Genomic DNA, 24,131 nt, shown 5'->3' on the forward strand with positions numbered 1-24,131 from the left:
GCATGGACATCGCCGCGCTGACCGAGATCGTCCGCCGGCCGGGCCCGTTCGCGTCGGTGTACTACGACGCGTCGCACGACACCGAGGACGCCGAGCACGCCATCGAGTTGCGCTGGCGGGACCTGCGGGGCCAGCTGGCCGAGCAGGGCGCCGACGACGACATGCTCCGGGCGCTGGACCTGGCCGCCGACACCGGCATCCCCGCCGTCGGCCGCGCGGGCCGCGCGCTCGTCGCGACCGGGGGCGAGGTGGTGCTGGACGCCGAGCTGCCCGACCCGCCGCCGCGGCAGGAGGCCCGGTTCGGGCCGCTGCCGCACCTGATGCCCCTGCTCGCCCAGATGCCGCCGGCGGTGCCGCACGTGGTGGCCGTCGTCGACCGGGTGGGCGCGGAGATCCGGGGCTACCGGGTCGTCGGCGAGCCGGTGATGACCAGGGAGGTGCGGGGCGAGGAGCACCCCGCGCACAAGGGCGGCGACGGGGGCTGGTCGCACCGCAAGATGCAGCAGCGGGTGGAGAACCTGGCCGAGCACAACGCCGCGCGCATCGCCGGCGACATCGACCGCATGGTGCACGACATGTCGGCCCGGCTGCTGGTGGTGGCCGGCGAGGTGCAGGCGCGCAAGGCGGTGACCGCGCGCCTGAGCCCCGCGTGCCGGTCGATCGCGGTGGAGGCGGAGGCCGGCGGGCTCGCCGAGGGCATGGACCCGGAGGCGCTGGCCACCGAGGTGCGCCGGCTGGTCGGCGACCGGGTGGACGCGGAGCGGGCGGAGAGCATGGACCGCTTCGTCGCCGAGTCGGGCCGCGCCCGCTCGGGGGAGTCCGGTCGGGCGGTCGCCACCGTGCGTGACGTAGTCGCCGCGTTGCGCGACGGACAGGTGGACACGCTCCTGCTGCTGGGAGACGCTACGGAGGACCGCGAGCTGTGGGTCGGCGCGGAGCCGACGCAGGTGGCCGTCGACGAGGACGAGCTGCGCGCGCGGGGCGCCAGCCGACCGGTCAGGGACCGGGCGGACGCGGCGCTGCTGCGCGCGGCGTTGGACACCGGAGCCACCGTGCGCGTGGTCACGGAGGACCGGGCGGAGGACCTGCCGGAGGGTGTCGGCGCGTTGCTGCGCTACGCCCCCACCCCCGCCGGCGCTGGCACGGGAGGTGGTCGTCGTGCACCGCGGCAGTGACAAGCACGGGCCGAGGCAGGACGACAAGCTCAAGCACGACGTCGAGGGGATGGTGCGGGGCAACCGGCCGTCGCGGGTCGAGGAGGGGCGCGACCCGGAGCCGCCGGCCGACGACGACCCGGAGATCGGGTTCGAGCGCCGGCTGGACACCGAGGAGACGACGGAGGGAGACCGGTCGGAGCCGGCGGACGGGGCGCGGCCGCCGCGACCGGAGGGCGAGTGAGGTGGTTCCCCCGTGCCCGACCCGACCCGGCGCGCCGTCCGCGCACCGGGGCCGGGGCACCGTGAACCGGTTGGTGAATCGGTTGGTGAATCGATCAGGAGCCGGGGCGTCGTCGAATCGACTCGGCTCCCCGCGGTGTGACGGGAATCATGGTCGTGCCGGCGTCGCTGGCCGTCGAGCCAGCCCGGGTCGTCGGCGGACGCACAGGAGGTGGTCGCCGTGCAGCGGGGTAGTGACCAACGCACCCCCCGACAGGACGAGCAGGCGTCGGACGGTCCCCCGGCCGTGCCGGTGACGGACGGTGTGGTCAGCGGGTTCCGTCCGTCCTGGATCATGCGGGACTGGGTTCCCCGGCCCCGACCGCGCGACGACCTGCTGGCGTTCCACTCGCACGCCGAGCCCGCGGGGGGTGAGGCCCAGCTCCCCGAGACCGACTGAGGTGGTCCGCCACCCGTCACCCACACGTGGGTAATCGGGGGCGCCGCGCGGCGGGCGCGCGGGAGTGGTGACAACGCCGTTGGGGCCGGTCAGGTACCGGTCCCGACGGCGTTTTCGCTGTCCTCACAGGAAATCGGGACTACGCCGAGGATCGGCCGAGGTCGCGGGCGGACGAGCGGGGCACCGCGAAGTCACACGGACGGGCCACGGACCACGGGTCCCTGTGGTCACAGAAGGAACACGATTCCCCCTCTCCTCGCGCGGACTCCCGCGCCCGTGCCCCCACCGCCGACCCGCGCGCGGGCGTCCGCGGGCTGAACGCCGGGCGAATCCCGGGCGACGGACCGGACCCACCGGAGGACTTCGTCCCCGGTGCTCCGACCGTGGTGGATCACCCTGATGCCACAGGGGTTTCGTGACACCTGGTGGCCGCACCTCGTTCACCCGGGCGACATTCCCCGGCAGACGCGCCACGCTGCCGACCGCGCCTGTGGACCTTGTTGCCCCGCCCACTATCTTGCGCGGTGACGGGGATTCCCCCACTGGAACCACACGGATGGCTTTCCGCCCCGGACGGGAACACCGGGAGCGGCGGCTCCCGCGCGGACCGAGTGTCCACTGAGGACAGTCAGGAGGGACGACATCCTACACGCCGCCCGTGAACGGCCGGTGATCGCGGAATGCCCGTCCCCGGACGGGAAAACGACCGGTGGATGCCGCCATTCGGTGGACAGGCGGAAACTCCTGGGCCCCCGGACGCGATGCACCTGGGGTCGGACCCGTCGCTCGGCACGCATCGCCTCGGCCCCCGTGGTCGTTGCCAGTGTGTCCGAGCACGTGGTGGCGTCGAACGGAGCTCCGGAGGAACGAGTGCCCCGCCGACGCCCCGCCGGGTCCGACGGGTCGTCGCCGACCTCCTGACCCAACGCTGAGAGGATCTTGGTCGTGCCGTGGAGCTACTGGCACCGGATCGAGCTGTACCGGATCGATCGCGGGCAACGGGTGCTGATGCGCTCACAGGAGGTCGACGACCACGGACCCTACGTGTGTCGTGGTGTCGAGGAGTGGGCGCAGATCGTCGCCGAGGACTACCTGTGGCGGTGGGAGCTGCCGCACGGCCGGTGGCTGGTGGTGGTCTGGCGGCTGGGCTCCGGCAAGGGCCAGCTCGACAAGCCGGAGAAGCTCTGCGAGGTCCAGTTCACCTGGACCGGGTCGCCGGAGACCTCCACCACCGGACAGGGCCTGGCCGGCTCGCTCTAGACCCCGCCGCGGCGGAAGGCCACGCGCGGCGGAAGGCCCGGGAGTGCCTAACCGAGCACACGCACGGCGAGCAGCACGACGTCGTCCTGCCGAAGGTCGCTGTGCATCGCGGTGAGCACGCGGTCGCAGACCTCCTCCACGGGGCAGTCCGCCGCCAGGCTCGCCACGACCTCGCGCAGCCGCGCGGTGCGCTCGTCCGGATCGGCGCCCCGCAGCTCGATGATCCCGTCGGTGTAGAGCAGCAGCAGCGAGCCGTCCGGGCAGTCGACCTGGTCCTCGCCCCGAGGCCCGCCGAGCACCGCCCCGAGCAACGGGGAACGCCGGCCCACCAACCACTCGGTGTTCCCGTCCGGCGTGCGCAGCAACGGCGCGGGATGGCCGGCGTTGGCGAACCGCAGCCGGCGCAGACCCGACCCGTCCCTCGGCTCCAGCCGCAGGCACACCGCCGTCGCCATCGCGCCCACGCCCAGCCCCTGCACCATCTCGTCCGAGCGGTCCAGCACCACGCCGGGCGGCGAGCCCTCCCACGCGCAGGCCCGGAGCAGGCCGCGGATCTGGCCCATCGCCGCCGCCGCGCGCAGGTCGTGGCCGACGACGTCGCCGACGACCAGGCCCACCGCGCCGTCGGGCAGTTGCAGCACGTCGTACCAGTCGCCGCCGACCTCGGCCTCACCCGCGCCCACGAGGTAGCGCGCGGCCACCGCCAGGCCCGGCACCGGCGGCGGCGCCGGCAACAGGCTCTGCTGCAACGTCAACGCCGCCTCGTGCTCCCTGGCGTAGAGCCGCGCGTTGTCCACCGCGAGCGCGACCCGACTGGCCAGGTCGGAGGCGATGTCCAGGTCGCTGTCGGCGTACCGCCGGCCGTACGGGCGCTCGGTGCACAGGGTGAGGGCGCCGAGCACGCGGCCCCGCGCGCGCAACGGCACGATGATCATCGACAGCGGGCGGAGCTGGAGGTCCAGCTCGGCCAGCTCGGCGGCGCACCGGGGCTCGGCGGTCTCCCCGTAGACGTCGGGCAGCAGCACCGCGCGGCCGCCGGACAGCACCCGGGACACCCGGTCCGGCCCGCCGATGCGCGGCCCGACCAACTCGCCCTGGCGGTGCAGCAGCGACACCTGGTCGCCGCGCCGGTGGCTGGCCGCCACCCGGGTGGCCGCGCCCGCGCCCGGCTCGTCGAGCAGGTCGACGCAGCAGTAGTCGGCCAGGGCCGGCACCACGAGCTGGGCCAGCCGGCGGGCGGCGTCGCTGGTGTCCAGGGTCGCGCTCAGCGCGGCCGTCGCCTCGGTGAGCAGGCGCAGGTGGTGCCGGTCCTCCTCGGCGGCGGCCAGCGCCGCCTGCCGCTGGTGCTCCAGCAGGACGCGCTCGGTGACGTCGGACTGGACCGCGACGAAGTGGGTGAGCTGCCCGGTCGCGTCCTGGACCGGGCTGATGGTGAGCTCGTTCCAGAACGCCACGCCGTCCTTGCGGTAGTTGAGCAGCACCTCGGTGACCGGCCGGCGCTCCCGCAGTGCCCGGCGCACCCGGTCGACGGACTGGGGGTCGGTGTGCCGGCCCTGGAGCACGTTGACGCTGCGGCCGATCACCTCGTGCGGCTCGTAGCCGGTCATCCGGGTGAAGGCCGGGTTGACCCAGAGCACGGGGTAGTCGTGCCGGCGGGCGTCGCTGATCACGACGGACACGTCGGTCCCGGCCAGCGCGCGCCCCCTGACCAGCTCCAGGCGCTTGTCGGCCAGGCCCTCGGGCTCGGCCAGCCGCACCAGCAGCACCATCGCCGCGCCCAGCGGCCCGATCTGGCTGGGCAGCGGGACCGAGGTCAGCCACAGCACGTCCCGCTCCGAGCCGCCGAGGGTCACCGCCTCCCCGGCGACCCGCTGGCCGCCGGCCGCGCGGTGCAGCGGGGACCACGGGTCGTCCAGCGGGCGGCCGTCGACATCGGTGAGGCCGGCGGCCTTGCCCCAGGCGTCGACGTCCACCGGCAGCCGCACCCCGGGGGCGAGCGCGGCCGCGGCCTCGTTCGTCTCGACCACGGTGCGCGTCGCCAGGTCGACCACGAGCACCGGGGTCGCGCAGGACGCGATCCCCTCGGACAGTGCCGCCAGGCCGGGACTGCTCATCGGGGTCCCTCAGGTCAGGTCGTCCTGGGTGGACGCGCTGATCAGCAGCTTATGCCCGGATTCGGCGGAAGGCAGCCCCGCATCAGGTGGCGCATGCACGGTCAAGCAGTCCGGCTCACCCGGCCGGCGCGGCTCCCGTCGGTTCCGGCGTTCCGGCTGGTGGTCGCGGCTCCCGAAGCGCCTCTTCCGCCACGTTCCGCTCGGAGTCCGGCGGGGAACCTGCCGGTGTTCCGGCGTGGGTCCGGCGCGGCCCGCCTGCGGGCGTCAGGGCACGACGTCAGGGCTTGACGCCGCCGCCGGCAGCACCGGGGGGAAGCGGGTGGCCCGAGGTCGTGGTGGGTGGCGGCGTCGACGCCGACGGGGCGGTGATGTTCCCGAGTTGGACCAGCGGCTTGTCGTCGTCGACCAGCGTGACGAGGGTGGCGGACAACGCCACCACCGCCATCGTCCCGAGCACCGGCTCCAGCCACTGCCCCGCGCCGCTCCCCCGAGCTCGCCGCGTCCTGCCGTGCCTGTCGCACCTGCCGTGCCTGCCCACGTCGGCCCCACCTCCGACCGTCGGTCTCCCCTCTCCGGACAGTCGGAAGACGGGCCGCGGCCGGGGATGTTGCCCGCCTGCGACTCAGCTCACCCGCACGTTCACCAGCACCGACCGGGTCCCGTCAGGGGACCGGGCCGTGTCGCCGGCGTCTGGCGTGGGGGCCGCGTCAGTCGGTTTCCCGTTGCGGTGTCAGGCGTTTCCGCCCGTCGGCGATGACGTCGTACGCCTGCACGCGCCGGTCGGGCACGGTCGTCGGCGACTCCAGGTGCACCGCCCCGCTGGGCAGGATTCCCGCGCCACCGCGCGCCGCCATCACCCGCCACTGCGCGAGCACGTCCTCCCCGGCGTGCTCCGGCGGCAGGTCGCGCCAGAAGTCGAACCCGCCCACGGACTCCAGGACCTTCCGGTCGTACAGGACGCAGCCGCCGACCCAGGCGACCTTGTAGGCGCGCCACTCCCCCGGCCGCAACGCGAGGCGCTGCGCGAGGTGGACCGGGTTGGCCGCGTTGTGCAGGGTCCAGCGCCGCCACTCCGGGGACCCCGGGCGCACCCGCTCCGGGCACGGGGCGTCCGCCCACTCCTCGTACGGCTCCAGCTCGCCCGGCCGCACGTCGTCCACATAGGACAGTCCCTGCACGGCGGCGCCGACGAAACCGCACCGCAGCACCCGGATCGCCCGGTGCAGCCTGGCCAGCGTCCCCGGTTCCAGCCAGACGTCGTCGTCAAGGAACAACACGTGCGGGGAACGCGCCATGGCCAGCAGGTGCGCGCGGTGCTCGGCGAGACCGCGACGCGGGAGGTGCCGGTCGAAGATCACCGGGCGGCCGCGCAGCCGCAGGGCGCTCGCCATCGCCTGGGCGGGCGGGTTGGCGTAGGAGGGCGGCCCGTCGGACTGGTCGCTCACCAGCACCCGGAACGAGGGGCCGTCCTGCGCGGCCAGGCCCGCCAGCGTGGTGGCCAGTTCGGCCGGCCGGTCCCGGGTCGGGACCAGCACGTCGACCTCGTGTCCCGTCATCGCACCGCCTCCCCGGACCGGATGCGGGCGATCACGGCGGAGGTGGAGTGGTCCGGCACGTAGTCGAGGATGCGCACCTCGCCGCCGAGCCGTCGCACGAGCCCGGCCTCGGCCAGCATCTGCGCCGTGTAGTCGCCGCCCTTGACGTAGACGTCCGGCCGCAGGCGCTCCAGCAGCGCGGCCGGGGTGTCCTCGGGGAACACCACCACGTGGTCGACGCAGCTCAGCGCGGCCAGCACGGCCGCCCGGTCCACCGCCGGGTTCACCGGCCGGTCCGGCCCCTTGAGCCGGGTCACGCCCGCGTCGTCGTTGACCGCGACCACCAGCACGTCGCCCAGGCGCTTGGCCTGGTTCAGGTAGGCCACGTGCCCCCGGTGCAGGACGTCGAAGCAGCCGTTGGTGAAGACGATCCGGCGGCCGGCGGCCCGGTGCTCGGCCACCAGCCGCGCCAGGTGGTCGGCGTCGACCGGGCCGTTGCGGCCCAGGCGCTCCGCCAGCTCGACGGCCGTGCACACCGAGGTGGCCGGGCGGCGCACCACCACGTCCGCCGCGAGTTGGGCCAGCTCGACGGCCGTGGCCAGCGGCAGGCCCGTGGCGACCGCCGCGGTCATGGTGGCCACGAAGGTGTCGCCGGCCCCGTTGGCGTGGCTCTCCGGCGCCGGCTCGGCCCAGGTGCGGTGGGCGGGGTGCTCCTCCGGGTCGGGGCCGGCCAGCAGCACCGCGCCGACCCGGTCCAGGGTCACCACGGCCGCGCCCGCGCCGCAGGCCAGGAGCAGCTCGGCGCGGGCCCGCTCGACCGCGGCCACCCGCCGCTCGGCGTCGGTCGGGTCGGCGGAGGCGGTCAGCCCCTCGGCCAGGCCGTCGTCGAGCAGCGCGGCGGCCTCGCTCGCGTTGGGCGTCACCAGGTCCGGACGCACCCTGGCCCACGGCCGCAGGTCGTGCGCGTCCACCACCAGCGGCGGCAGCTCGTCCCGGTGGTCGAACAGGGCGTCGAGCACCTCAGGGCAGCACACGCCGAGCCCGTAGTCGGCGACCAGGATCGCGTCGGCGTCCGCCGCCGCCCGCAGCACGAGCGCGGCCAGGTCGGCGGCGCGTTCCCGGGGCGGCCCCACGTCGCCCTCGTCCAGACGGGCGACGAGCTGCTCGCCGGCGACCAACCGGCGCTTGGCGACCGTGCGCCGGCCGGGCTCGACCAGGACGCGCGCCGTGGACACGCCGCAGTCGCGCAGCGCCGTCACCAGCCGACGCCCGTCCGGGTCGTCGCCGACCACCGTCACCAGCTCCGCGGTCGCGCCCAGCGCCGCGAGGTTCGCCGCGCTGTTGCCGGCCCCGCCGGGGGCGCACGCGTCGCTGCGCACCTCCAGCACGGGCGCGGGGGCCTCCCGGCACAGCCGCCGGCACTCGCCGGACAGCCACCCGTCGAGAATCGCGTCGCCCAAGACCACCACGCGCGGCCGGCGTTCGGCCAACCGCAGCGGCAGGTCGGCGGTGAGCGGGGTCGTGCTCATCCGCTCCTCCCCTCTCCGGCCGACACCGGTTCCCGTCGCCCGCTCCGACCGCCCGCCAACCGCAGCGCGGCGACCGAGAGCTCGTCGGGCTCGATGTCCAGGCACTCCAAGGCATAGGGACAGCGGAACTGCCGACACGGCGAACACGGCACGGACCGCCGCAACAACGCGGCCGGCACCGACCGGGGGCGCATGTCGCCCAGCCGCTCGGAACCCGAGTACGCCACCACCACCGGGGTGCCCAGGGCGTCGGCGAGGTGCAGACAGCCGGAGTTGTTGCAGAGCACGACGCGCGCGCTGGCCACGATCGCCGCGAGCACCGGCACGCCCACCTGTCCCAGCGCCCGCACCGAGGAGTGCCCCGCCGCCGCCACGACCTGGGCGACCAACGCGTCCTCCCGGTGCGATCCGGTGACGATCGTGGGCAGTCCGGCCTCGGCCAACTGCCGGGCGGCGACCGCGAACCGCTCCGCGGGGTAGCGGCGGGTCGCGCAGGACGCGCCCGGCGCGAGCAGGGCGAACGGCGCGCCCGGTGGCAGGCCGGCCCGGCCCAGCGCGGTCGTGGCGGCGACCTCCGCGTCGGCGGGCACCCGGAGCTCCAGCTCGCGGCCGGCGTCCGGGACGCCGAGCGCGGACAGCAGGTGCAGGCACCGGTCGACCTGGTGGTACCGGTCCGACGGCGGGGTCACCCAGTGCGTGGCCACGGCCCCGGCGAACTCGGTGGAGTGCACGGCCCTGACCCCGATGCCCGCGAGCATGCCGACGTGCGCGGCCGGCCACGGCGACTGCCGGGCCGAGGTGAACACGACCATCGCGTCGTAGTCCCGCGCCGCGACCATCTTGACCAGGGCGTGCTCCCGCCACGCCGCCCGGACCGGGTCGGCCTCCGGCTGGCCGGAGGCGTCCTGCCAGGACGGGGACACCACGAGCATCCCGTCGACCCCGGGCAGCAGCTGCCGCGCGGCGGCGCCGGCCGGGGAGGCGAGCAGGTCGACCCTGGCCTCGACGGGCAGCGCGCGCCGCAGCGCCCGCAGCGCGGGGGTGAGCATGACGACGTCGCCGAGGTTGTCCGGCCGGACGGCGAGCACCCGGCGCAGCCGCGACCAGGGCACCGGCCCGCCCTGGTCGGCGGCGGGATGCCGGTGCGGCCTGGCTCGTCGCCGGGCCACCCCGCGCACCACCGTCGACTGCCGGGCGGGCACGCGCTGTCCGGGGATCACGGCTCACCTCCGTGCTGGGTGCTGGCGCCGCCGCGCCGGGTGGCGCGGGTCGGCGGGACAGGGGCTGACGGAACTGGGAACGCGGGCGGTGGTGCGCTGGGTGGAGCTGCGGCGGCCGCGCGGGTCCCGCCCGTCGGCTCCCGTTCTCGCGCGACGGCACGGGGAATCTCGTGTGGTCACCGGGTGTCACGAACACCGTCACCCGCGCCAGGACCGCACTTCTGCGGTGCCCCCTTTTCCGGCGAGTGAAACCCGCTCGCACGTCGCAGCGTCGTGCGCCGGCGGGGCAGCAGCAACCCGGAAGAGCGGTTGTCACCCTTGTCGCGCCTCCGTACCGTGGGCAGCGCGACGGCTGGGCGGACAGCCGTGGCGGCGGCCACGAGGCCGAGGGACGTCGTCGACCGGACGTGTCGGCGGCCGGTCCGCCACCGGACAGGGGGACTACGGCCTGGCCAGTCCTGGTCCTGGCCCCGGTCCTGGTCGGCAGTCGTCCGGCTGGGGTGACACGCGCCTCGGCGCCGGCGGCGCCCGCGGTGCTCGTTCTCGATCGCGCTCGTTCTCGACGGCGCGCGTTCTCAGCGGCCGGGACGTGACCGCGCCCGGGTCGCAGTGCCCGCCGCGCGAGGACTTCCGTCCCGGGGGTCGGGCGTCCGGGCGGCGTAGTTTCGAGGTCGGCCGGTCAGTCGGCCGGGTCGTCCGGCGGGTCGTACCGTCGGGTCGGACGACAGCGCAGGACACCGCCCGCGACCACCCTGAGCAGGAGCGGCCCGGTTCCGGGGAGGGCGCGGCGGACGACAGGCGAAGGCAGCAGGCGAACGGCAGACGCGCGGACCAGCGCGAGGCGGCCGCCGGAGACGGCCCCCGGGACAGTCCCCAGGACGGTCGCGGAGACGATCCCCACGGCCCCGAGACGGCACGGAGGAGTCGAGATGAACCCGGACCAGCACCCCGCGCCCCCGTCCGACGTCCCGGCCAGCGACGCCGTGCCCGAACAGGTCATCGACCTCGGCGTCCGCCAGCTCGACGGCGCCCTGGTGGTCGCGGTGAGCGGCGAGGTCGACATGCTCACCACGCCCACCCTGCGCGCCCACCTCCAGCACCACATGGAAGCCCACCCCGACCTGCTGGTCGTCGACCTGTCCGGGGTGACCTTCCTCGGCTCCAGCGGCCTGGCCGTCCTGGTGGCCGCCGCCCAGCGGGCCAAGGAGTCCGGCATCCCGTTCCGCCTGGTGTGCACGACCAGAGCGGTGATCCGCCCGTTGACCGCCACCGGCCTGGTCGACGTCCTCGACATCCGGCAGACGGTGCGGGAGGCGTTGGGCGACGCCGCGCCGACCGGCGGCTGAGCCCGCAGGGGCGCCGGGTCGCCGCTTCCCACCGCCCCTCCACAGCCACAGCGCCGCCTACCGGCTCCCCGTTCGGGGAAGTCCCATGTGGACGACCTTGGTCCTGGTCATCTCGTCCAGCAGCTCCGGGCCGTAGCCGTACCCGGTGCCGCTGGCGCCCCTGGGCTGGGCCGCCCCGCCGGGCGCTCCCCCGAACACCGCGTTCACCTTGACCGTGCCGACCGGCAGCTCCCGCCACGCGAGCTGGGCGTGCGCCATCGAGGGCGTCAGCACGGTGGCGGCCAGCCCGTACCGGTCCTCCGCGGCCTCGGCCAGCCCCTGGGCGAAGTCGTCCACCACGCGCACCGGGGCGACCGGCCCGAAGGTCTCCTCCCGCAGCACCGTCATGCCCGGCACGCAGTCGGTGAGGACGGTGGCCGGGTAGTGCGCGCCGGGGCCCTCCGGCACCTCGCCGCCGACGAGCACCCTCGCCCCGGAGCGCACCGCGTCGGCGACGTGCGCGTGCACCCGCTCGCGCTGGCCGACGTCGACCAGCGGTCCCATCTCGATCTCCTCCGGCCGCGCCGGCTCGCGCACCCGGCGGCGGGCCTGGGCGGCCAGCGCCTCGACGAACTCGTCGGCCAGCCGCCGGTGGACGTAGATCCGCTCCACGGAGGTGCAGATCTGGCCGGCGTTGGTGAACGCGCCGACCGCCGCCTGCTCGGCCGCCCACCTCGGGTCGACCCCCTCGTCCACCAGCAGCGGGTCGTTCCCGCCGTTCTCCAGCAGCGCCTTCGCGCCGGTCCTCGACGCGGACTCGGCGATCGACCTGCCGGTCGCCGTGCTCCCGACGTGCGCGACGAGCTGGACGCCCGGGTGTCCGGCGAGCTGGGCGCCCACCAGGCCGTCGCCGCACAACGACACCAGCACGCCCCTGGGCAGCACCTCGCAGATCAGCTCGTTGAGCAGCAACCCGGTGTGCGGGCACTTCTCGCTGGGCTTGTGGATCGCGGTGTTGCCGGTGACCACGGCCGCGCCGACCAGGCCGCAGGCGATGGCGACCGGGTCGTTCCACGGGGTCAGGGCGACGACGACGCCGTAGGGCTCCGGCGTCATGAGGTCCGTCGCGTCCCAACCGCCCAGCAGGGAACGGCCCCGGTGCAGCGGCCCGAGTTCGGCGTACTGGGCGAGGGTGCCCGCCCCGGCCCTGGCTCCGGCCAGCGCCTCGGCCAGCGGTCGGCCGGTCTCGCGGTGCTGGAGGTCGGCCAGGCGCTCCGCCGCGTCCGCCACCGCCGAGGCGGCCTCCCGCAGCAGGCGACCGCGCTCCGCCGGATCGGTGCGGCGCCACGTCGGCAGCGCGGCGTGGGCGGTGGCGACCGCGGCGTCCACCTCCTCGGAGCCGGCGATCGGGACGCGCCCGACCTCGCTGCCGTCGGCCGGGTTGGTCACCAGGAGCGTCTCCCGGCCGCCGGTCGCCGAGCGGACGGCCTCGGCGGCGGCTGTGCCGGCGACGGTCGGATGGCGTGCGGCGAACGTGCTGGTCATGGCACCTCCGTGAGCAGGCGGGACAGGCGGGTGACGAGCGTCGTGCGCGGGCCGTCTCCCCCGTGCCGGCGGCCGGTCGCCGACCCCGGCGAGGGGAACGTCGCGGCGGCGGAATACCCGGGTGGGGCCACCGCCATGCGGCCGGGGCGCCGGTTTGACGCGGGAGGGCGGGGGAACCCGCCCGACAGGAGGTGGTCGGCCGTGCACGTGAGCCCGTACGAGATCACGACGAGAGCGGACGCCGGCTGGTCACCGGACCCGGCCCGCGCCGTGGGCCGGCTCGGCGCCCGGGTGCCGGGCGTGGAGCGGATAGCCGTGCTCCGGGGCGGCGGACTGGGCGATCTCGTGTTCGCCCTGCCGGCGGTGCACGCGCTGCGCGAGGCTTACCCGGACGCGGAGATCGTGCTCTACGGCCCGGCGTGGCAGGAGGAGCTGTTGGCCTCCCGCCCCGGACCGGTGGACCGCGCGATCACCCTGCCGCCGGTGAAGGGCGTGCACGAACCGGGTCCGGACGCGCGCGGCGATTCGTTGTCGCTGCGGCGTTTCTTCGCGCGGACACGGGCCGAGCGGTTCGACCTGGGCGTGCAGCTCCACGGCGGCGGCCGGTGGTCCAACCCGTTCCTCCACCGGTTCGGGGTGCGCTGCACCGTGGGCGCGCGGACGCCGGACGCCGCGCCGCTCGACCGCTGGCTGCCGTTCAGCTACTACCAGCACGAGGTGTTGCGGATGCTGGAGATCGTCGGCCTGGTCGGCGCGACGCCCGCCGCCCTGCAACCCTGGCTGGCCGTCACCGAGAACGACCTGACCGAGGCCGACGAGGCGCTGCGCGACCTGCCCCGGCCGCTGCTCGTGGTGCACCCGAGCGCGGGCGACGCGCGGCGCTGGTGGCCCGCCGCGCACTTCGCGCGGATCGCCGCCGTGGCGGTGCAGGAGGGCGCGGGCGTCGCGGTGATCGGCACCGACGCGGACGCCGGGCCGGCGGCCGAGGTGGTCGGCGAGTGCCTGGCCATGCTGCCGGTGCACCAGCGGAGCGCGGTGCGCTCGCTGGTCGGGCGGCTGAGCATGAGCGGCCTCGTCGGCGTGCTCGCCAGGGCCACCGCGGTGCTGGCCAATGACAGCGGGCCGCGGCACGTGGCCCAGGCCGTGGGCACGCCCACCGTCTCCGTCTACTGGTGCGGCAACGTGATCAACGCGGGACCGTTCGGCAGGGGCGACCACCGCGTGCACATCGCCTGGACCACGAGCTGCCCGGAGTGCGGTGTGCCCTGCACGGACCCGGCGGGGCCGCGCTGCCCGCACGACGTGTCGTTCGTGGCCGACGTCGACCCGGCCCCGGTGTCCGCCGACGTGCTGGAGCTCCTGGGCGACGACGCGGAGAAGCGGGGAATCCCCTCCGCCCGGGACCAACGGCGAACCGCGCCGCGCACCACCGAGTAGCAGAACCCGAGCAGAACCCGAAGGAGGGCAACCAAATGCCAGGCCGCGAGGAACTCCCGTCCACTGTGGAGCGCTCGCCCAAGAAGGCCCAACGGACCTGGATCAAGGCGCACGACTCGGCGGTCGAGACCTACGGCGAGGGCCAGCGCGCCCACCGCGTCGCCTTCGCGGCGCTCAAGCACACCTTCGAGAAGGTCGGCGACCACTGGGAACCCAAGAAGGAGAAGGGCCCATCGGACGCGCAGGCCGAGCGCGGCGCGAAGCGGAAGGGCGGCGCCCGGCCGGGCCAGGCCGAGGTCCCGCGCCAGCGCACCGAGGAGGGCGTGGACGCCAACGCCAGCAAGGACCACCTCTACCGGATCGCCCAGAAACTCGACATCCGCGGCCGCTCCACGATGTCCAAGGACCAACTCGTGGAAGCCATCAAGAAGGCCAACGCCCGCCAGACCGCCAAGGCCCGCGCCTGACCACGCTCCCCACCCGAGCCCAGGGGGACCCCCGATCCCCCTGGGCTTTCCCTTGCCCAGAACGAGAAACACCCGAATTCCGTGTCCGGCTAGGAACTCCCGCTCGTACCACCGTTCCCGGCCGAGGGCGTAGTCGTCTTGGCCGACGGCCCGACGGCCCAACATCCTGGCATCACCTGACTCCGCACCGGTGATCAAGTAGCTTCGATCAGCGCCAAGGGGCAGATCCGCACGGGGCCATGACCTTCCTCGTGCGGGACATGACTCGAAGGGGGCGAGGTTGGAGACTGATCAGAAGCAGGTCAACCGGAGGAGCAGAACCGTCGCGGTCCTACTCCTGATGGCAAGCATCGTCGTCACGACGGTGGGCCTCGCGGGAACCGGTCGAGTAGGCCACACAGCACAGATGTGGTCACACTGGTTGCTGCCCCTGGCCGTGAGCCTCGCCCTCCTGTTCGGCGGTAGCCGACTCGCCCCCGAACTGCGTCCCCGCCTTCTCTTTTTCTTCGCCTGTGCTGACATCGGAGCCCTGCTGGCACGGGGACTCCACAAGTTCGTCAGCCTCGGCTTCGCCTGATCACCTCTTCTCGCCGAGGACGACGAGACAAGGGCACCGGCGGACACCTTCCGACCGGTCGGTGAGCTGCCCGCCGGCGGTGACAGCGAGGAATGACGCGCGGCAATTGTCTATTGTGGACACGGCAGTACCCGTGCACGGGCCAGCCGCCGGGGAAGCCGTTCGCACGGCGGTGTTCCCCGGTGGCTGGCCCGTGTTGTCCTCGCGATGTTCGGTTCCGACGGCCGGCAACGCCTCTAGCCGGGGTGGCGCGGGGCTTTGCCGGCGGGGTGGGGGAATCAGGGCCAGGAGGTTTCGGAGGTCGGGCAGACGACGAGCTCTCGGACCTCGCAGCCCGGGGGTTGGGTGAGGGCGAGGAGTACCGCCCTGGCGACGTTCTCCGGCGCGTTGAGGACGCTTTCGTCGGCGGGGCGGTACTTCTCGTCGCGGTCGGCGAAGAAGTTCGTGCGCATTCCGCCGGGCACCAGGAGCGTCACGCCGACCTCGCCGGCCAGCTCCGCCGCGAGCGCGCGCGTGAAGCCGACGACGCCGAACTTCGCGGCGCAGTAGGCGGTCGCGTCGCTGACGGCTCGTAGGCCCAGTGTCGACGCCACGGTGATGACATGGCCGCGGGAGCGCATCAGGTAGGGCAGCGCCGCACGCACGACGGCCGCCGTGCCGAGCAGGTCGACGGCGACCACGTTGTCCCAGTCCGTGCCGGGAACGTCGGCGAGCCGGCCGCAGCGGTCGATGCCGGCGGCGGTCACCACCGCGTCCAGGCCGCCCGCGCTCTCGGCCAGTTCCCGCACTGCGCGTTCGGTGGCGCGGGTGTCGGCCACGTCCACCCGCGCGAAGTCCTTTCCGTTCCCGTTGTCGTCGGGCTTGTTGCGGTCGAGCACCAGCGGTCGGCCGCCGGCCAGGCGCACGGCCCGCACGATGGCGGCGCCCAGTCCGGACGAGCCCCCGCTGACCAGGACCGTGCCCGGGTCGTCCCGGCCCTTCCGGTCCCTGATGGCGATTCCCAGGTCCTGCGGACGAATCGTCACTCGTTTGCCTCCCCTCACTCGGACAGGGCGCGCACCAGCCCCGTCGTGGACCGTCCCCGGTGGTAGGGCACGACGACCGCCTGGCCGCCCCAGCTGCGCACCAGCTCCGCCTCGGGCAGCCGGTCGGCGGAGTAGTCGCCGCCCTTGACCCACACGTCCGGTCGCAGCCGGGCCAGCGCCGCCTCCGGGGTGTCCTCGTCGAACACCACCACGGCGTCCACTGAGGACAGAGCGCGCAGCAGCTCGGCGCGGTCGTGCTGGTCGATGATCGGGCGCGACGCGCCCTTGAGCCGACGCACCGACGCGTCGGAGTTCAGGCACACCACCAGGCAGTCGCCGAGCGCCCGCGCCGCCGCGAGCGTCCTGGCGTGCCCGGCGTGCAACAGGTCGAAGCAGCCGCCGGTCGCCACGACGACGCCGCCCCGGGCCCGCGTCGCCGCGACCAGCCGCTCGGCGTCCGCCATGCCGTCCACCGGCGCGGGGCGGGCCCGCCCGTCAGCGGTGGCGTCGAGGGAGTCCACGCCGCCCGCCGCCAGGTACTCCCCGGCCGCCGTCACGGCCGCCGCGACGGCCTCGTCGGTGGGCGAGCCCTCGCGCAGCCAGCGCGCGGCGGTGGCGGCGAACCGGTCCCCGGCGCCGCACGGGTCGGACACCGACACCCGACGCGCGGGCGCCGCGACCGGCCCGGGGCCGCCCTGGTCCAGCAGCGCGCCCCGCTCCCCCATCGTCACCGCGACCGCCCTGGCCCGCCAGCGCCGCCGCAACGTCGCGGCGCACCGCTCGGCCACGGCCAGCTCGGTGCCGCCCTCCTCGCCGCTGAACTGCCTGGCCTCGGCGAGGTTCGGCGTCACCAGCCGCACGCCGGGCACGGGCTCGCCGCCCCTCGGGTGCGGGTCCCACACGACCGGAACGCGCGCGGCGAGGTCAGTCAGCAAGGCGCGCAGCGCGGGGTCGTCGACGAGCCCCCGCCCGTAGTCGGCGACCAGCACCGCGCCGGCCTCCCGCAGCGCGGAGAGCATCGGCACCGTGCACGAGGGGCGCACGCCCTGGTGGCCGCCCCGGTCGATGCGGGCCAGCGAGTGCCCGTCGCACCGCAGCCGGGTCTTCACCGGCGTCGGGCCGGCCGCGCGCCCGACGACCAGGCGGACCCGGTGCCGCAGCAGCGCCTCCAGCCGGCGCCCCGCCTCGTCGTCGGCCAGCGCGGTGACGAGCACGACCGGGACGCCGTCGGCGGCGGCCAGGCTGGCCGCCAGCCCGGCCCCGCCCGGTCTCGCCCGCTCCCGCCGCACGTCGAGCACCGGCGCCGGCGCGTCCGGGCAGACCCGGGTGACCGACCCGACCACGTCCACGTCCAGCAGGGCGTCGCCCACGACCACGAGCGGTCCGGTCATGACACCCTCCTCGCCGTCACCGGGTCGCCCCGGCCCTGCCGGCCCGGCGCGCCTTCACCGTCCACAGTGGACAATGCGGTCTCGAACGCCGAACACATCATGTGTATCGCCACGAGCTGCGCCTCCTGCACACTCGCCGTGCTGCCGGGCAGACACAGCGCCTCGTCCACGAGCTCAGCCAGCGGGTTGGGCCGGGCGCCGGTCATCGCCCACGTCGTGGCGCCGCTCCGGCGGGCCGCGCTCGCCGCGTACAGGAGGTTGCGGCTGCGCCCGCTCGTGGAGAGCAGCACCACCACGTCCCTCGGCCGCGCGTGCGCCTCGACCTGCCGGGCGAACACCTGGTCGTAGCCGTAGTCGTTACCGATCGCGGTGAGGCTGGAGGTGTCGGCGTGCAGGGCGATCGCCGCGAACGGCCGCCGGTCGGCGGCGAACCGGCCGACCAGCTCGGCGGTCAGGTGCTGGGCCTCGGCCGCGCTGCCGCCGTTGCCCGCCGCCAGCAGCCGCCCGCCGGCCACCAGCCGGCCGGCCAGCACCGCGCCCCACCGGGTGATCGTGGGGGCGTCCCGCCGCAGGGCGGCCAGCGTCACGGTCAACGCGTCGACGTGCGCCTTGGCCGGGAGGTCGGACAACGCCGGCACCCGGTGGTCGAGCTCGCCCCGTCCCTGGTTCCCGGCCGCCGTCATCGCGAACCACCAGCCACCTGGTCGGCCGTCTCGCGCGGCCGGGCCTCGGCGACCGCGCGCTCGTAGACCCGACGGGTGTCCTGCGCGATCCGGTCCCAGGAGTACCGGGAGCACGCCCGGTCCCTGCCGGCCGCGCCGTAGGCCGCCCGCCGGCCGGGATCGCGCAGCAGCGCGCGCAGCGCGCGGGCCAGCTCGTCCGGCCGCCGGGGCGGCACGTGCAGGCCGGTGATCCCGTCGACGACCGTGTCGGTCAGCCCGCCCACGGCGGCGGCCACGACCGGCACGCCGCAGGCCATCGCCTCCAGCGGCACGATGCCGAACGGCTCGTACCAGGGCGCGCACACCACCGCGTCGGCCGAGCGCAGCAGCGCCGGCATCTCCGCGCGGGAGAGCTGCCCCAGCAGGTGCACCCGGTCGGCCACGTCCTCGGCGGCGGCGTGCTCCCGCAGCCGCCGCGCCTCCGGGTCGCCGGCCAGGGCCTGCCGCTCCGGGCCGCCGGCGATCACCAGCTCGGTGTCCGGCAGCCGGCGCAGCGCGCTGATGATCGTGTCGAAGCCCTTCCTCGGCACCAGCCGGCCCACCGAGACCAGGCGGAACGGCGCGCCGCTCGGCGCGCGCTCCCCGCCGGGGCTGAACATCTCGGGGTCGACGCCGCACGGCACCACGGAGATGTTCGACCGCCGCACGCCCATCCGCGCCAGCTCGAAGACCTCGTCGGAACAGGTCGCGGCGACCCGGGTGACCCGCTGGCCGATCTGGCGCTCCAGCGCCACCCGCTCGGCCGGGCTGGTGTCCTGGGCGCCCTGGTGCCGCCGCTTGACCGCGCCCAGGGCGTGGAACGTCTGCACGACCGGCAGCCGGTGGTCGCGGGCGCCCAGCAGGGCGGCCAGGCCGGACATCCAGAAGTGGGCGTGCACCACGTCCGGCCGGTCCCCGGCCCACTCGGCGGCCAGCACCTCGGCGAACGCGCCCATGTGCGGCAGCAGGTCGTCCTTGGGCAGGTGGCGCGCCGGTCCGGCCGGCACGTGGACCACGGTCACCCCGGGGCCCGCGACCACGCGCTCCGGCAGGCTCCGCGCGTCCCGCCTGGTGTAGACGGTCACGCTGTGCCCCGCCCGGGCCAGCGCGGCGGACAGCTCCGCCACGTGCAGGTTCTGGCCACCGGCGTCAACCTCGCCCAACGCGGCCAGCGGGCTGGCGTGCTCGGACACCATCGCGATCCTCATGATCCACTCCCTCCGGTGGGGACCGAGGCCGGGGCCGGGGCCGGCACCGGAACCGGCGCCGAGCGTGCGGGGCGCGCGGTCTGCGCGGCCGTGATCGTCAACAGCCGGTCCCAGTCGGCCAGGAACGGCGCCAGGCCGTACCGGTCGAGCGCCGCGCGCCGGGCGGCGTGGCCCAGCGCGGCCGCCGCCGCCGGGTCCGCCAGCAGGTCGCGCACCGCGTCGACCAGGCCGTCCACCCTGGTCGAGATCACCCCGGCCCCCGGGGGCACCGCCTCCACCACCTCCGTGGTGGCCAGCGCGACCACCGGCATGCCCAGGTGCATCGCCTCGATCAGGGACAGCCCCAACGAGGTCCAGCGCACGGGGTGCACGTACACCCGACGCCGCGCGAGCTGGTCGTGCAGCTCGCGCGGGCGGAGGTTGCCCACCGCCCTGACCTGCCCGTCCAGCGCGCCGAGCGGGCCGACGGCGCCGAGTTCGGCGAGCCGGCCGGGCAGCTTCTCGGCGCCGATGCCGAACACGTCCACCGGGCCGGCGGCGGCGAACCTCGGCAGCAGGTCGGTCCCGGTCACCCGCCACCGCCGCACCGGCTCGTTGATCACCACCGCCGCGCGTTCCAGCTCGCCTGTGTAGCGCTCGCCGGGGTCGGCCACGCCGTGCTCCACCACAACCGTCGGCGCGCGCCCGGAGTCCCACATCAGCTCGTTGAAGTGGGTGACGTGCACCAGGCAGATGTCGTCCCGGTCGGCGACCGGGTGCCGCGTGTCGGGCACCCCGCCCTTCGGGGTGTTGTGCTCGACGTACACCGCGGGCACGTCCAGCCCCGGTCGGCGGCGCAGCCACCGCTCGGCGAGCGCGAGCTCGTCGGGGCGCTGGAGCACCACCACGTCCACGTCCAGGTCGGCCAGCTCGTCCGCCGGCACCTCGACGACGCCCGGCCAGTCCCAGCCCGCCCGGCCCCCGCCCCAGGGTCCCCCCTCGGGCAACACCGGCATGAGGTACTCGTGCCGGCCCCGGACGAACGCGTCGGTCCACGAGCCGTGGACGTGCCACAGCAGTACGCGCAGCCGTCGATCGGTCACGCCGCGACTCCCTTCGCCAGTCGTTGCACGGCCGCCACCACGTCCCCCGCGGTCACCGAGCCGAGGCAGGGGTGCCCCGGCACCGGGCACCGGCGGGCCCGCGTGCCCCGGCAGGGCGCGTCCTGCTCGCCGAGCAGCACGTGCGGCACCGCGTAGGGCGCCCACCGCGCCGCCGGCACCACCGGGGCGAACAGCGAGACGACCGGGGTGCCCACGGCGGCGGCCAGGTGGGCGGGCCCGGTGTTGCCGACGACGACCGCGTCCGCGCCGGCGAGGACCCCGGCGAGCTGGGCGAAGGTGGTCGCCCCGCCGAGGTCGAGTCCGTGCCGGCCCGCGACTCGGGCCGTGAGCTCCCGTTCCCCGGGAGCGCCGGTGACCACCACGCGGTGGCCGGCCGCGGTCAGCGCACGCACCGCCTCGGCGCAGCGCTCCGGCTGCCACGCCCTGGCGGGCACGGTCGCGCCGGGGTGCAGCACGAGGTAGGGGGCGCGGCCGACGAGGTCGGTCACGTCCGGCGGCGGCGTCACGGCCAGGCCGCCGTCGTCGCCCGGCGGCAGGCGGAACCCGGCGGACGCCGCGACCGCCAGGGCGCGCTCCGGCTCGGGCAGGTCCTCGTCGACGTCGACGTCCGGGCGCAGCCGGTGGTCCAGCAGGGCACCCGGGTAGTCGGTGGACACCGCCGCGATCTCCGGCACGCCCGCCAGCCGCAGCAGCAGTGCGAGCGGCAGCGGGGACTGGTGGAACGAGGTGAGCACCAACGCGACCGCGGGGCGCAGGCGTGCCACCCGGTCCACCAGCCGGGCCACGTCCGCCGGCCGCACGGGTTCGGGCTCGGGGTCGATCCACGGGCAGGGCCAGGTGAGCACCTCGGCGACGCCGGGCAGCAGCCGCGCGGCCTGCTCGCCCCGGGGGGAGCAGAGCAGGGTCACCTCGGCGGGTTCACCCCGCCCGGCGGCCGCGGCGCGCACGGCGGGGCCGGCGAGCAGGACGTCGCCGTCGCTGTCCAGCCGCGCCACCAGCACCCGGTCGGTCATCGCGCGCCCCCCAGCACCAGCAGGACGGCGGTGAGCAGGTCCGGGGCGGTCATCGGGGCGGCCAGCACCTCGGCGGGCCGGGTGACCGGGGTGGGCACCAGGACCCCGCGCGCGCCGGCCGCTCGCGCGGCGTCCACGTCGCTGCCGATGTCCCCGATGACCACGACCTCGGCGGGCGGCACGCCCAGCCGGGCGGCGGCCTGGAGGACCAGCCCGGGCGCGGGCTTGCGGCAGGCGCAGCCGTCCTCCGGGGCGTGCCGGCAGATGGCCCAGACGTCGAACGGGCCGAGCAGCTCCTCCACCCGCCTGTTCACGGCGCGTAGCTGCTCCTCCGCGATCAGACCGCGGGCGACGCCGGACTGGTTGGTCACCACCCCGACCGGGATTCCCCGCCGCCGCAACACCCCGAGCGCGGCCTCCGCGGCGGGCACCGGGCGAACGCGGGTCGCGTCGCCGTTGTACGGCACGTCGTGCACCAACGTGCCGTCCCGGTCGAACAGGACGGCCGCCGGCCAGCCGACCGGGGCCGGCCGGCAGGGGGTCGTGGAGATCCGCGTCGGCTTCACGTCATGAGGAGTTGCTCTTCACCGCAGCGGTAAACCCCATCGGCCGAACTACTACTCTTCGTATCCGACTCGCCGGCGGTTTCGTGCCTGGTCGCGCCTGAACGGGTTAACCCTCGGTGGCGGCACTGTCGGGGTCGTCCGTGCCGTCCGTGGTGGCGTCGGCCGCGCTGTCCACTGTGGACGAAGAGGGTCCGGGGCCGCCGGCGCGCCCCGCGCCGTCCCGGCCGACCCGCTCCCGCCATCGCCGCTCGGCGGTCGGGCTGTCGTCCGCCGGACCGAAAGCCGCCGGACCGGGTGCGCTCTGACCGCTGGCGACCGCGCTGGCGGCGGTCTGGGCAGCGCTGGGCTGAGCCACGCTGGGCTGCGCCGCGCCGATCTGGGCTGTGCCGATCTGAGCTGGGCCGATCTGAGCTGGGCCGATCTGAGCTGGGCCGATCTGAGCTGGGCCGGTTTGATCGACAGCGGACTGAGCGGCGGTGGCCCACGCCTCCGCGCTCCCGCGACCGCTCGCCACGACGTCGGCGATCTGGTGCAGCCCGGCGAGGCTGACCGCCTCGGCCACCGAGCTGCCGGCCGGGGCCAGCACCGTCAGCCGTTGGCCGACCGCCGAGGCCGCCTCGGCGACGTCGAACAACGCGCGCACCGCGCCGTCGGAGACCTCACCCACGCCGGTCAGGTCGACCAGCACCGGCAGGGCCCCGCCCCGCGCGGCGTGCAGCAGCGCCCGGCGCAGCGTCGGGCCGGTCCGCTCCGGCAGCTCGCCCCGCACGACCACGCGCCCCGGCTGGCTGCGCACGTCGAGGCTGAACGACTCCGGCTCGGCCTCCAACTCCTCGCCCCCAGCCGGCCCCTCGCGCCGCGGGGTCCGGCGCAACGTCACCGTGGTGCCGGCCGGCGACGGGTCGACCACCACCCGGTCGACGCACTCCTGCATGAGCAGCAGGCCGCGGCCGCGCAGCCCGGGGTCGGCCCGCGGCGGGCGCCACCGGCCGCCGTCGGCCACCGCCACCTGGATCGTGCCGTCCCGCTCGACCGAGCCCGTCACCCGGACCAGGCCGTCCTGCCCGTCGGGGTAGGCGTGCTCCACCGCGTTGGCGGCGGCCTCGCCGACCGCCTGCTCGACGCCCTGCGCGTCGTCCTCCCCCGCCCCGATCTCGGCCAGCCAGCGGCGCAGCTCGTCGCGCACCCCCGGCAACCGGCCGGGCCGCGCGGGGAAGGTCACGGTGAGGGTCGGCGGCGGCGGCTCCGGCGTGACGGCCAGCAGGACGGCGCCCAGGCCGCCGAGGCCCACCGGCTGCCGCCCGATCCGCTCGGCCATCCGCTCGCACAGCGCCTCGGGGTCGGCGCCCGGCAACCGGGCCACCAGGTTCGCCAACCGGCGCGCCGGGCTTCCCCCGCCCGGGCAGCGCCGGGCGGCGCCGACCGTGTGCAGCAACAGCACCTCACGGGCGGCGAGGGCCGGGTAGACGGTGGCGGCCGGCGTGCCGGGAAGCGCCCCCACTCCCAGGGGGCCGCTGCGGTCGCCGACGAGCTGGCGCACCACCCCACCCGGTCCGACCGCCAACGGCGCCGGCGAACCCGCACAGGCCGACTGGACGATCGCGGTGGCGGGATCGAACAGCACCATGGTCAGCGTCGTGCCCCGCAACTCGGGCAGGACCTCGGCGAACCGGTGCAGGGCGAGCAGAGCGCGCGTGGGGCCGGAACCGTGCAGCAGCTCCATGGCCAGCGCTCCGCGCAGGCGCTCCACCGCGCTCCCGGACACGACCGGGTCGGGCAGCACCGGGAGGTGGCCGACCGTCAGCGCGAGCCGCCCGCCGTCCAGCGCGAGCACGTCGTAGAAGTCGCGGCCGGCCCGGCGCTCCAGCCCCGGTACCAGCCGCACCGCCACCCGGGCGCCGGGTACGGACGGCACGGCACTCGTCTCGGGGGCGCGCGCCCACACGGTCCTCTCGTCCGTCACGTCCGCTCCCTGGTCCACTCCGCCCGTCGGGGGTTTCCCAGCACAGCGCGGCACGGACGACCTCGCGACCCTCTCGTCGCTCCTGTCGTGCGTCGTCCCGCCACGCCAGGACTTCCCGACGGGCGGGACGACCAAACTCGACCGGATCAGCCGGCGTACGACCAGGTGAGGCGCGACCAGGCGGCGCACGACCAGGCTGGGCCGGACCGGACGGGCTCTGGCCGGCCGACGGCGCGCCGCCGCGCGGTGATTCGCCGGCCGTCCGGTCGACCACCCGATCGGTCAGCCGACCGGCCGGCCGCCCTCGTCGTCGTCG

21 protein-coding genes and 1 pseudogene are annotated in these 24,131 nt (G+C 75.8%); 8 read left to right on the forward strand and 14 right to left on the reverse strand.

Annotated features, from left to right (window positions below):
• Positions 1-2: 2 nt before the first annotated feature.
• From BUE43_RS09715 to BUE43_RS09730, 4 genes are all read left to right on the forward strand, one after another.
• The gene (locus BUE43_RS09715) at positions 3-1,175 is read left to right on the forward strand and encodes an Rv2629 family ribosome hibernation factor (protein ID WP_073481255.1); all 1,173 of its coding nucleotides are present in this window, start codon (positions 3-5) and stop codon (positions 1,173-1,175) included.
• The gene (locus tag BUE43_RS09720) at positions 1,159-1,398 is read left to right on the forward strand and encodes a hypothetical protein (protein WP_073482501.1); all 240 of its coding nucleotides are present in this window, start codon (positions 1,159-1,161) and stop codon (positions 1,396-1,398) included. Before BUE43_RS09715 ends, BUE43_RS09720 begins: the two co-directional genes overlap by 17 nt.
• A gap of 219 nt (positions 1,399-1,617) precedes the next feature.
• The gene (locus tag BUE43_RS09725) at positions 1,618-1,836 is read left to right on the forward strand and encodes a hypothetical protein (protein WP_143174071.1); all 219 of its coding nucleotides are present in this window, start codon (positions 1,618-1,620) and stop codon (positions 1,834-1,836) included.
• Between the two features lie 945 nt (positions 1,837-2,781).
• Positions 2,782-3,096, forward strand: a complete 315-nt coding sequence (locus tag BUE43_RS09730; RefSeq protein WP_073481259.1) for a hypothetical protein — start codon at positions 2,782-2,784, stop codon at positions 3,094-3,096.
• Positions 3,097-3,143: 47 nt separating this feature from the next.
• On the opposite strand, the gene BUE43_RS09735 is transcribed toward BUE43_RS09730, so the two are convergent.
• From BUE43_RS09735 to BUE43_RS09755, 5 genes are all read right to left on the reverse strand, one after another.
• Positions 3,144-5,210, reverse strand: a complete 2,067-nt coding sequence (locus tag BUE43_RS09735) for a SpoIIE family protein phosphatase (protein WP_083959533.1) — start codon at positions 5,208-5,210, stop codon at positions 3,144-3,146.
• Between the two features lie 277 nt (positions 5,211-5,487).
• Positions 5,488-5,748 (reverse strand): hypothetical protein, encoded by a 261-nt coding sequence (locus tag BUE43_RS09740; RefSeq protein WP_143174072.1) that lies wholly within the window; start codon positions 5,746-5,748, stop codon positions 5,488-5,490.
• 169 nt (positions 5,749-5,917) lie between these two features.
• On the reverse strand, positions 5,918-6,766 hold the full coding sequence (locus BUE43_RS09745; protein ID WP_073481264.1) for a glycosyltransferase: 849 nt from the start codon (positions 6,764-6,766) through the stop codon (positions 5,918-5,920).
• Entirely contained in the window at positions 6,763-8,274 is a 1,512-nt protein-coding gene (rfaE2, locus tag BUE43_RS09750; RefSeq protein WP_073481266.1) for a D-glycero-beta-D-manno-heptose 1-phosphate adenylyltransferase, read from the reverse strand. Before rfaE2 (BUE43_RS09750) ends, BUE43_RS09745 begins: the two co-directional genes overlap by 4 nt.
• Positions 8,271-9,494 carry a glycosyltransferase family 9 protein gene (locus tag BUE43_RS09755; protein WP_200797448.1) on the reverse strand — a complete coding sequence of 408 codons (1,224 nt, stop codon included), beginning with the start codon at positions 9,492-9,494 and terminating at the stop codon, positions 8,271-8,273. The genes rfaE2 (BUE43_RS09750) and BUE43_RS09755 overlap by 4 nt, the downstream gene beginning before the upstream one ends.
• A gap of 929 nt (positions 9,495-10,423) precedes the next feature.
• Between BUE43_RS09755 and BUE43_RS09765 the strand changes: the two genes are divergently transcribed.
• Positions 10,424-10,840, forward strand: coding sequence for an STAS domain-containing protein (locus BUE43_RS09765; RefSeq protein ID WP_083959534.1), 417 nt, complete (start codon positions 10,424-10,426; stop codon positions 10,838-10,840).
• Between the two features lie 57 nt (positions 10,841-10,897).
• Here the strand turns inward: BUE43_RS09765 and BUE43_RS09770 are convergent, their stop codons facing one another.
• Positions 10,898-12,364: an aldehyde dehydrogenase family protein gene (locus BUE43_RS09770; RefSeq protein WP_083959535.1), complete on the reverse strand. Its 1,467-nt coding sequence runs from the start codon at positions 12,362-12,364 to the stop codon at positions 10,898-10,900.
• Positions 12,365-12,565: 201 nt separating this feature from the next.
• On the opposite strand from BUE43_RS09770, the gene BUE43_RS09775 reads away from it, so the two are divergent.
• The 3 genes from BUE43_RS09775 to BUE43_RS09785 all read left to right on the forward strand — a co-directional run bounded on the left by BUE43_RS09775 (position 12,566) and on the right by BUE43_RS09785 (position 14,845).
• Entirely contained in the window at positions 12,566-13,801 is a 1,236-nt protein-coding gene (locus BUE43_RS09775; RefSeq protein ID WP_234995637.1) for a glycosyltransferase family 9 protein, read from the forward strand.
• A gap of 35 nt (positions 13,802-13,836) precedes the next feature.
• Positions 13,837-14,268 (forward strand): ChaB family protein, encoded by a 432-nt coding sequence (locus BUE43_RS09780; protein WP_073481270.1) that lies wholly within the window; start codon positions 13,837-13,839, stop codon positions 14,266-14,268.
• Positions 14,269-14,608: 340 nt separating this feature from the next.
• Entirely contained in the window at positions 14,609-14,845 is a 237-nt protein-coding gene (locus BUE43_RS09785; protein WP_073481272.1) for a hypothetical protein, read from the forward strand.
• Positions 14,846-15,123: 278 nt separating this feature from the next.
• Here the strand turns inward: BUE43_RS09785 and BUE43_RS09790 are convergent, their stop codons facing one another.
• The 8 genes and pseudogenes from BUE43_RS09790 to BUE43_RS34120 all read right to left on the reverse strand — a co-directional run.
• On the reverse strand, positions 15,124-15,837 hold the full coding sequence (locus BUE43_RS09790) for an SDR family oxidoreductase (RefSeq protein ID WP_073482515.1): 714 nt from the start codon (positions 15,835-15,837) through the stop codon (positions 15,124-15,126).
• 47 nt (positions 15,838-15,884) lie between these two features.
• Complete coding sequence (rfaE2, locus tag BUE43_RS09795) at positions 15,885-17,261, reverse strand: D-glycero-beta-D-manno-heptose 1-phosphate adenylyltransferase (protein ID WP_073481275.1); 1,377 nt, start codon at positions 17,259-17,261, stop codon at positions 15,885-15,887.
• On the reverse strand, positions 17,258-17,944 hold the full coding sequence (locus BUE43_RS09800) for a D-sedoheptulose-7-phosphate isomerase (RefSeq protein ID WP_083959536.1): 687 nt from the start codon (positions 17,942-17,944) through the stop codon (positions 17,258-17,260). The genes rfaE2 (BUE43_RS09795) and BUE43_RS09800 overlap by 4 nt, the downstream gene beginning before the upstream one ends.
• Positions 17,941-19,170, reverse strand: coding sequence for a glycosyltransferase (locus BUE43_RS09805; RefSeq protein ID WP_073481277.1), 1,230 nt, complete (start codon positions 19,168-19,170; stop codon positions 17,941-17,943). The genes BUE43_RS09800 and BUE43_RS09805 overlap by 4 nt, the downstream gene beginning before the upstream one ends.
• On the reverse strand, positions 19,167-20,237 hold the full coding sequence (locus tag BUE43_RS09810; RefSeq protein WP_073482521.1) for a glycosyltransferase: 1,071 nt from the start codon (positions 20,235-20,237) through the stop codon (positions 19,167-19,169). Before BUE43_RS09810 ends, BUE43_RS09805 begins: the two co-directional genes overlap by 4 nt.
• A gap of 11 nt (positions 20,238-20,248) precedes the next feature.
• Entirely contained in the window at positions 20,249-21,286 is a 1,038-nt protein-coding gene (locus tag BUE43_RS09815; RefSeq protein WP_073481279.1) for a glycosyltransferase family 9 protein, read from the reverse strand.
• Positions 21,283-21,852 carry a D-glycero-alpha-D-manno-heptose-1,7-bisphosphate 7-phosphatase gene (locus tag BUE43_RS09820; RefSeq protein ID WP_083959537.1) on the reverse strand — a complete coding sequence of 190 codons (570 nt, stop codon included), beginning with the start codon at positions 21,850-21,852 and terminating at the stop codon, positions 21,283-21,285. The genes BUE43_RS09815 and BUE43_RS09820 overlap by 4 nt, the downstream gene beginning before the upstream one ends.
• A 544-nt stretch (positions 21,853-22,396) precedes the next feature.
• Positions 22,397-24,004: pseudogene (locus BUE43_RS34120) on the reverse strand (ATP-binding protein); the annotation flags it as partial.
• Positions 24,005-24,131 lie beyond the last annotated feature (127 nt).

Source organism: Streptoalloteichus hindustanus, assembly GCF_900129375.1.
Taxonomy (GTDB): domain Bacteria; phylum Actinomycetota; class Actinomycetes; order Mycobacteriales; family Pseudonocardiaceae; genus Streptoalloteichus; species Streptoalloteichus hindustanus.

Coding starts and splice junctions, on each gene's coding strand:
- BUE43_RS09715 (WP_073481255.1), top strand. CDS start 3: ATGGACATCGCCGCGCTGACCGAGATCGTCCGCCGGCCGGGCCCGTTC.
- BUE43_RS09735 (WP_083959533.1), bottom strand. CDS start 5,210: ATGAGCAGTCCCGGCCTGGCGGCACTGTCCGAGGGGATCGCGTCCTGC.
- BUE43_RS09765 (WP_083959534.1), top strand. CDS start 10,424: ATGAACCCGGACCAGCACCCCGCGCCCCCGTCCGACGTCCCGGCCAGC.
- BUE43_RS09785 (WP_073481272.1), top strand. CDS start 14,609: ATGGCAAGCATCGTCGTCACGACGGTGGGCCTCGCGGGAACCGGTCGA.
- rfaE2 (WP_073481266.1), bottom strand. CDS start 8,274: ATGAGCACGACCCCGCTCACCGCCGACCTGCCGCTGCGGTTGGCCGAA.
- BUE43_RS09745 (WP_073481264.1), bottom strand. CDS start 6,766: ATGACGGGACACGAGGTCGACGTGCTGGTCCCGACCCGGGACCGGCCG.
- BUE43_RS09815 (WP_073481279.1), bottom strand. CDS start 21,286: ATGACCGACCGGGTGCTGGTGGCGCGGCTGGACAGCGACGGCGACGTC.
- BUE43_RS09800 (WP_083959536.1), bottom strand. CDS start 17,944: ATGACGGCGGCCGGGAACCAGGGACGGGGCGAGCTCGACCACCGGGTG.
- rfaE2 (WP_073481275.1), bottom strand. CDS start 17,261: ATGACCGGACCGCTCGTGGTCGTGGGCGACGCCCTGCTGGACGTGGAC.
- BUE43_RS09780 (WP_073481270.1), top strand. CDS start 13,837: ATGCCAGGCCGCGAGGAACTCCCGTCCACTGTGGAGCGCTCGCCCAAG.
- BUE43_RS09770 (WP_083959535.1), bottom strand. CDS start 12,364: ATGACCAGCACGTTCGCCGCACGCCATCCGACCGTCGCCGGCACAGCC.
- BUE43_RS09805 (WP_073481277.1), bottom strand. CDS start 19,170: ATGAGGATCGCGATGGTGTCCGAGCACGCCAGCCCGCTGGCCGCGTTG.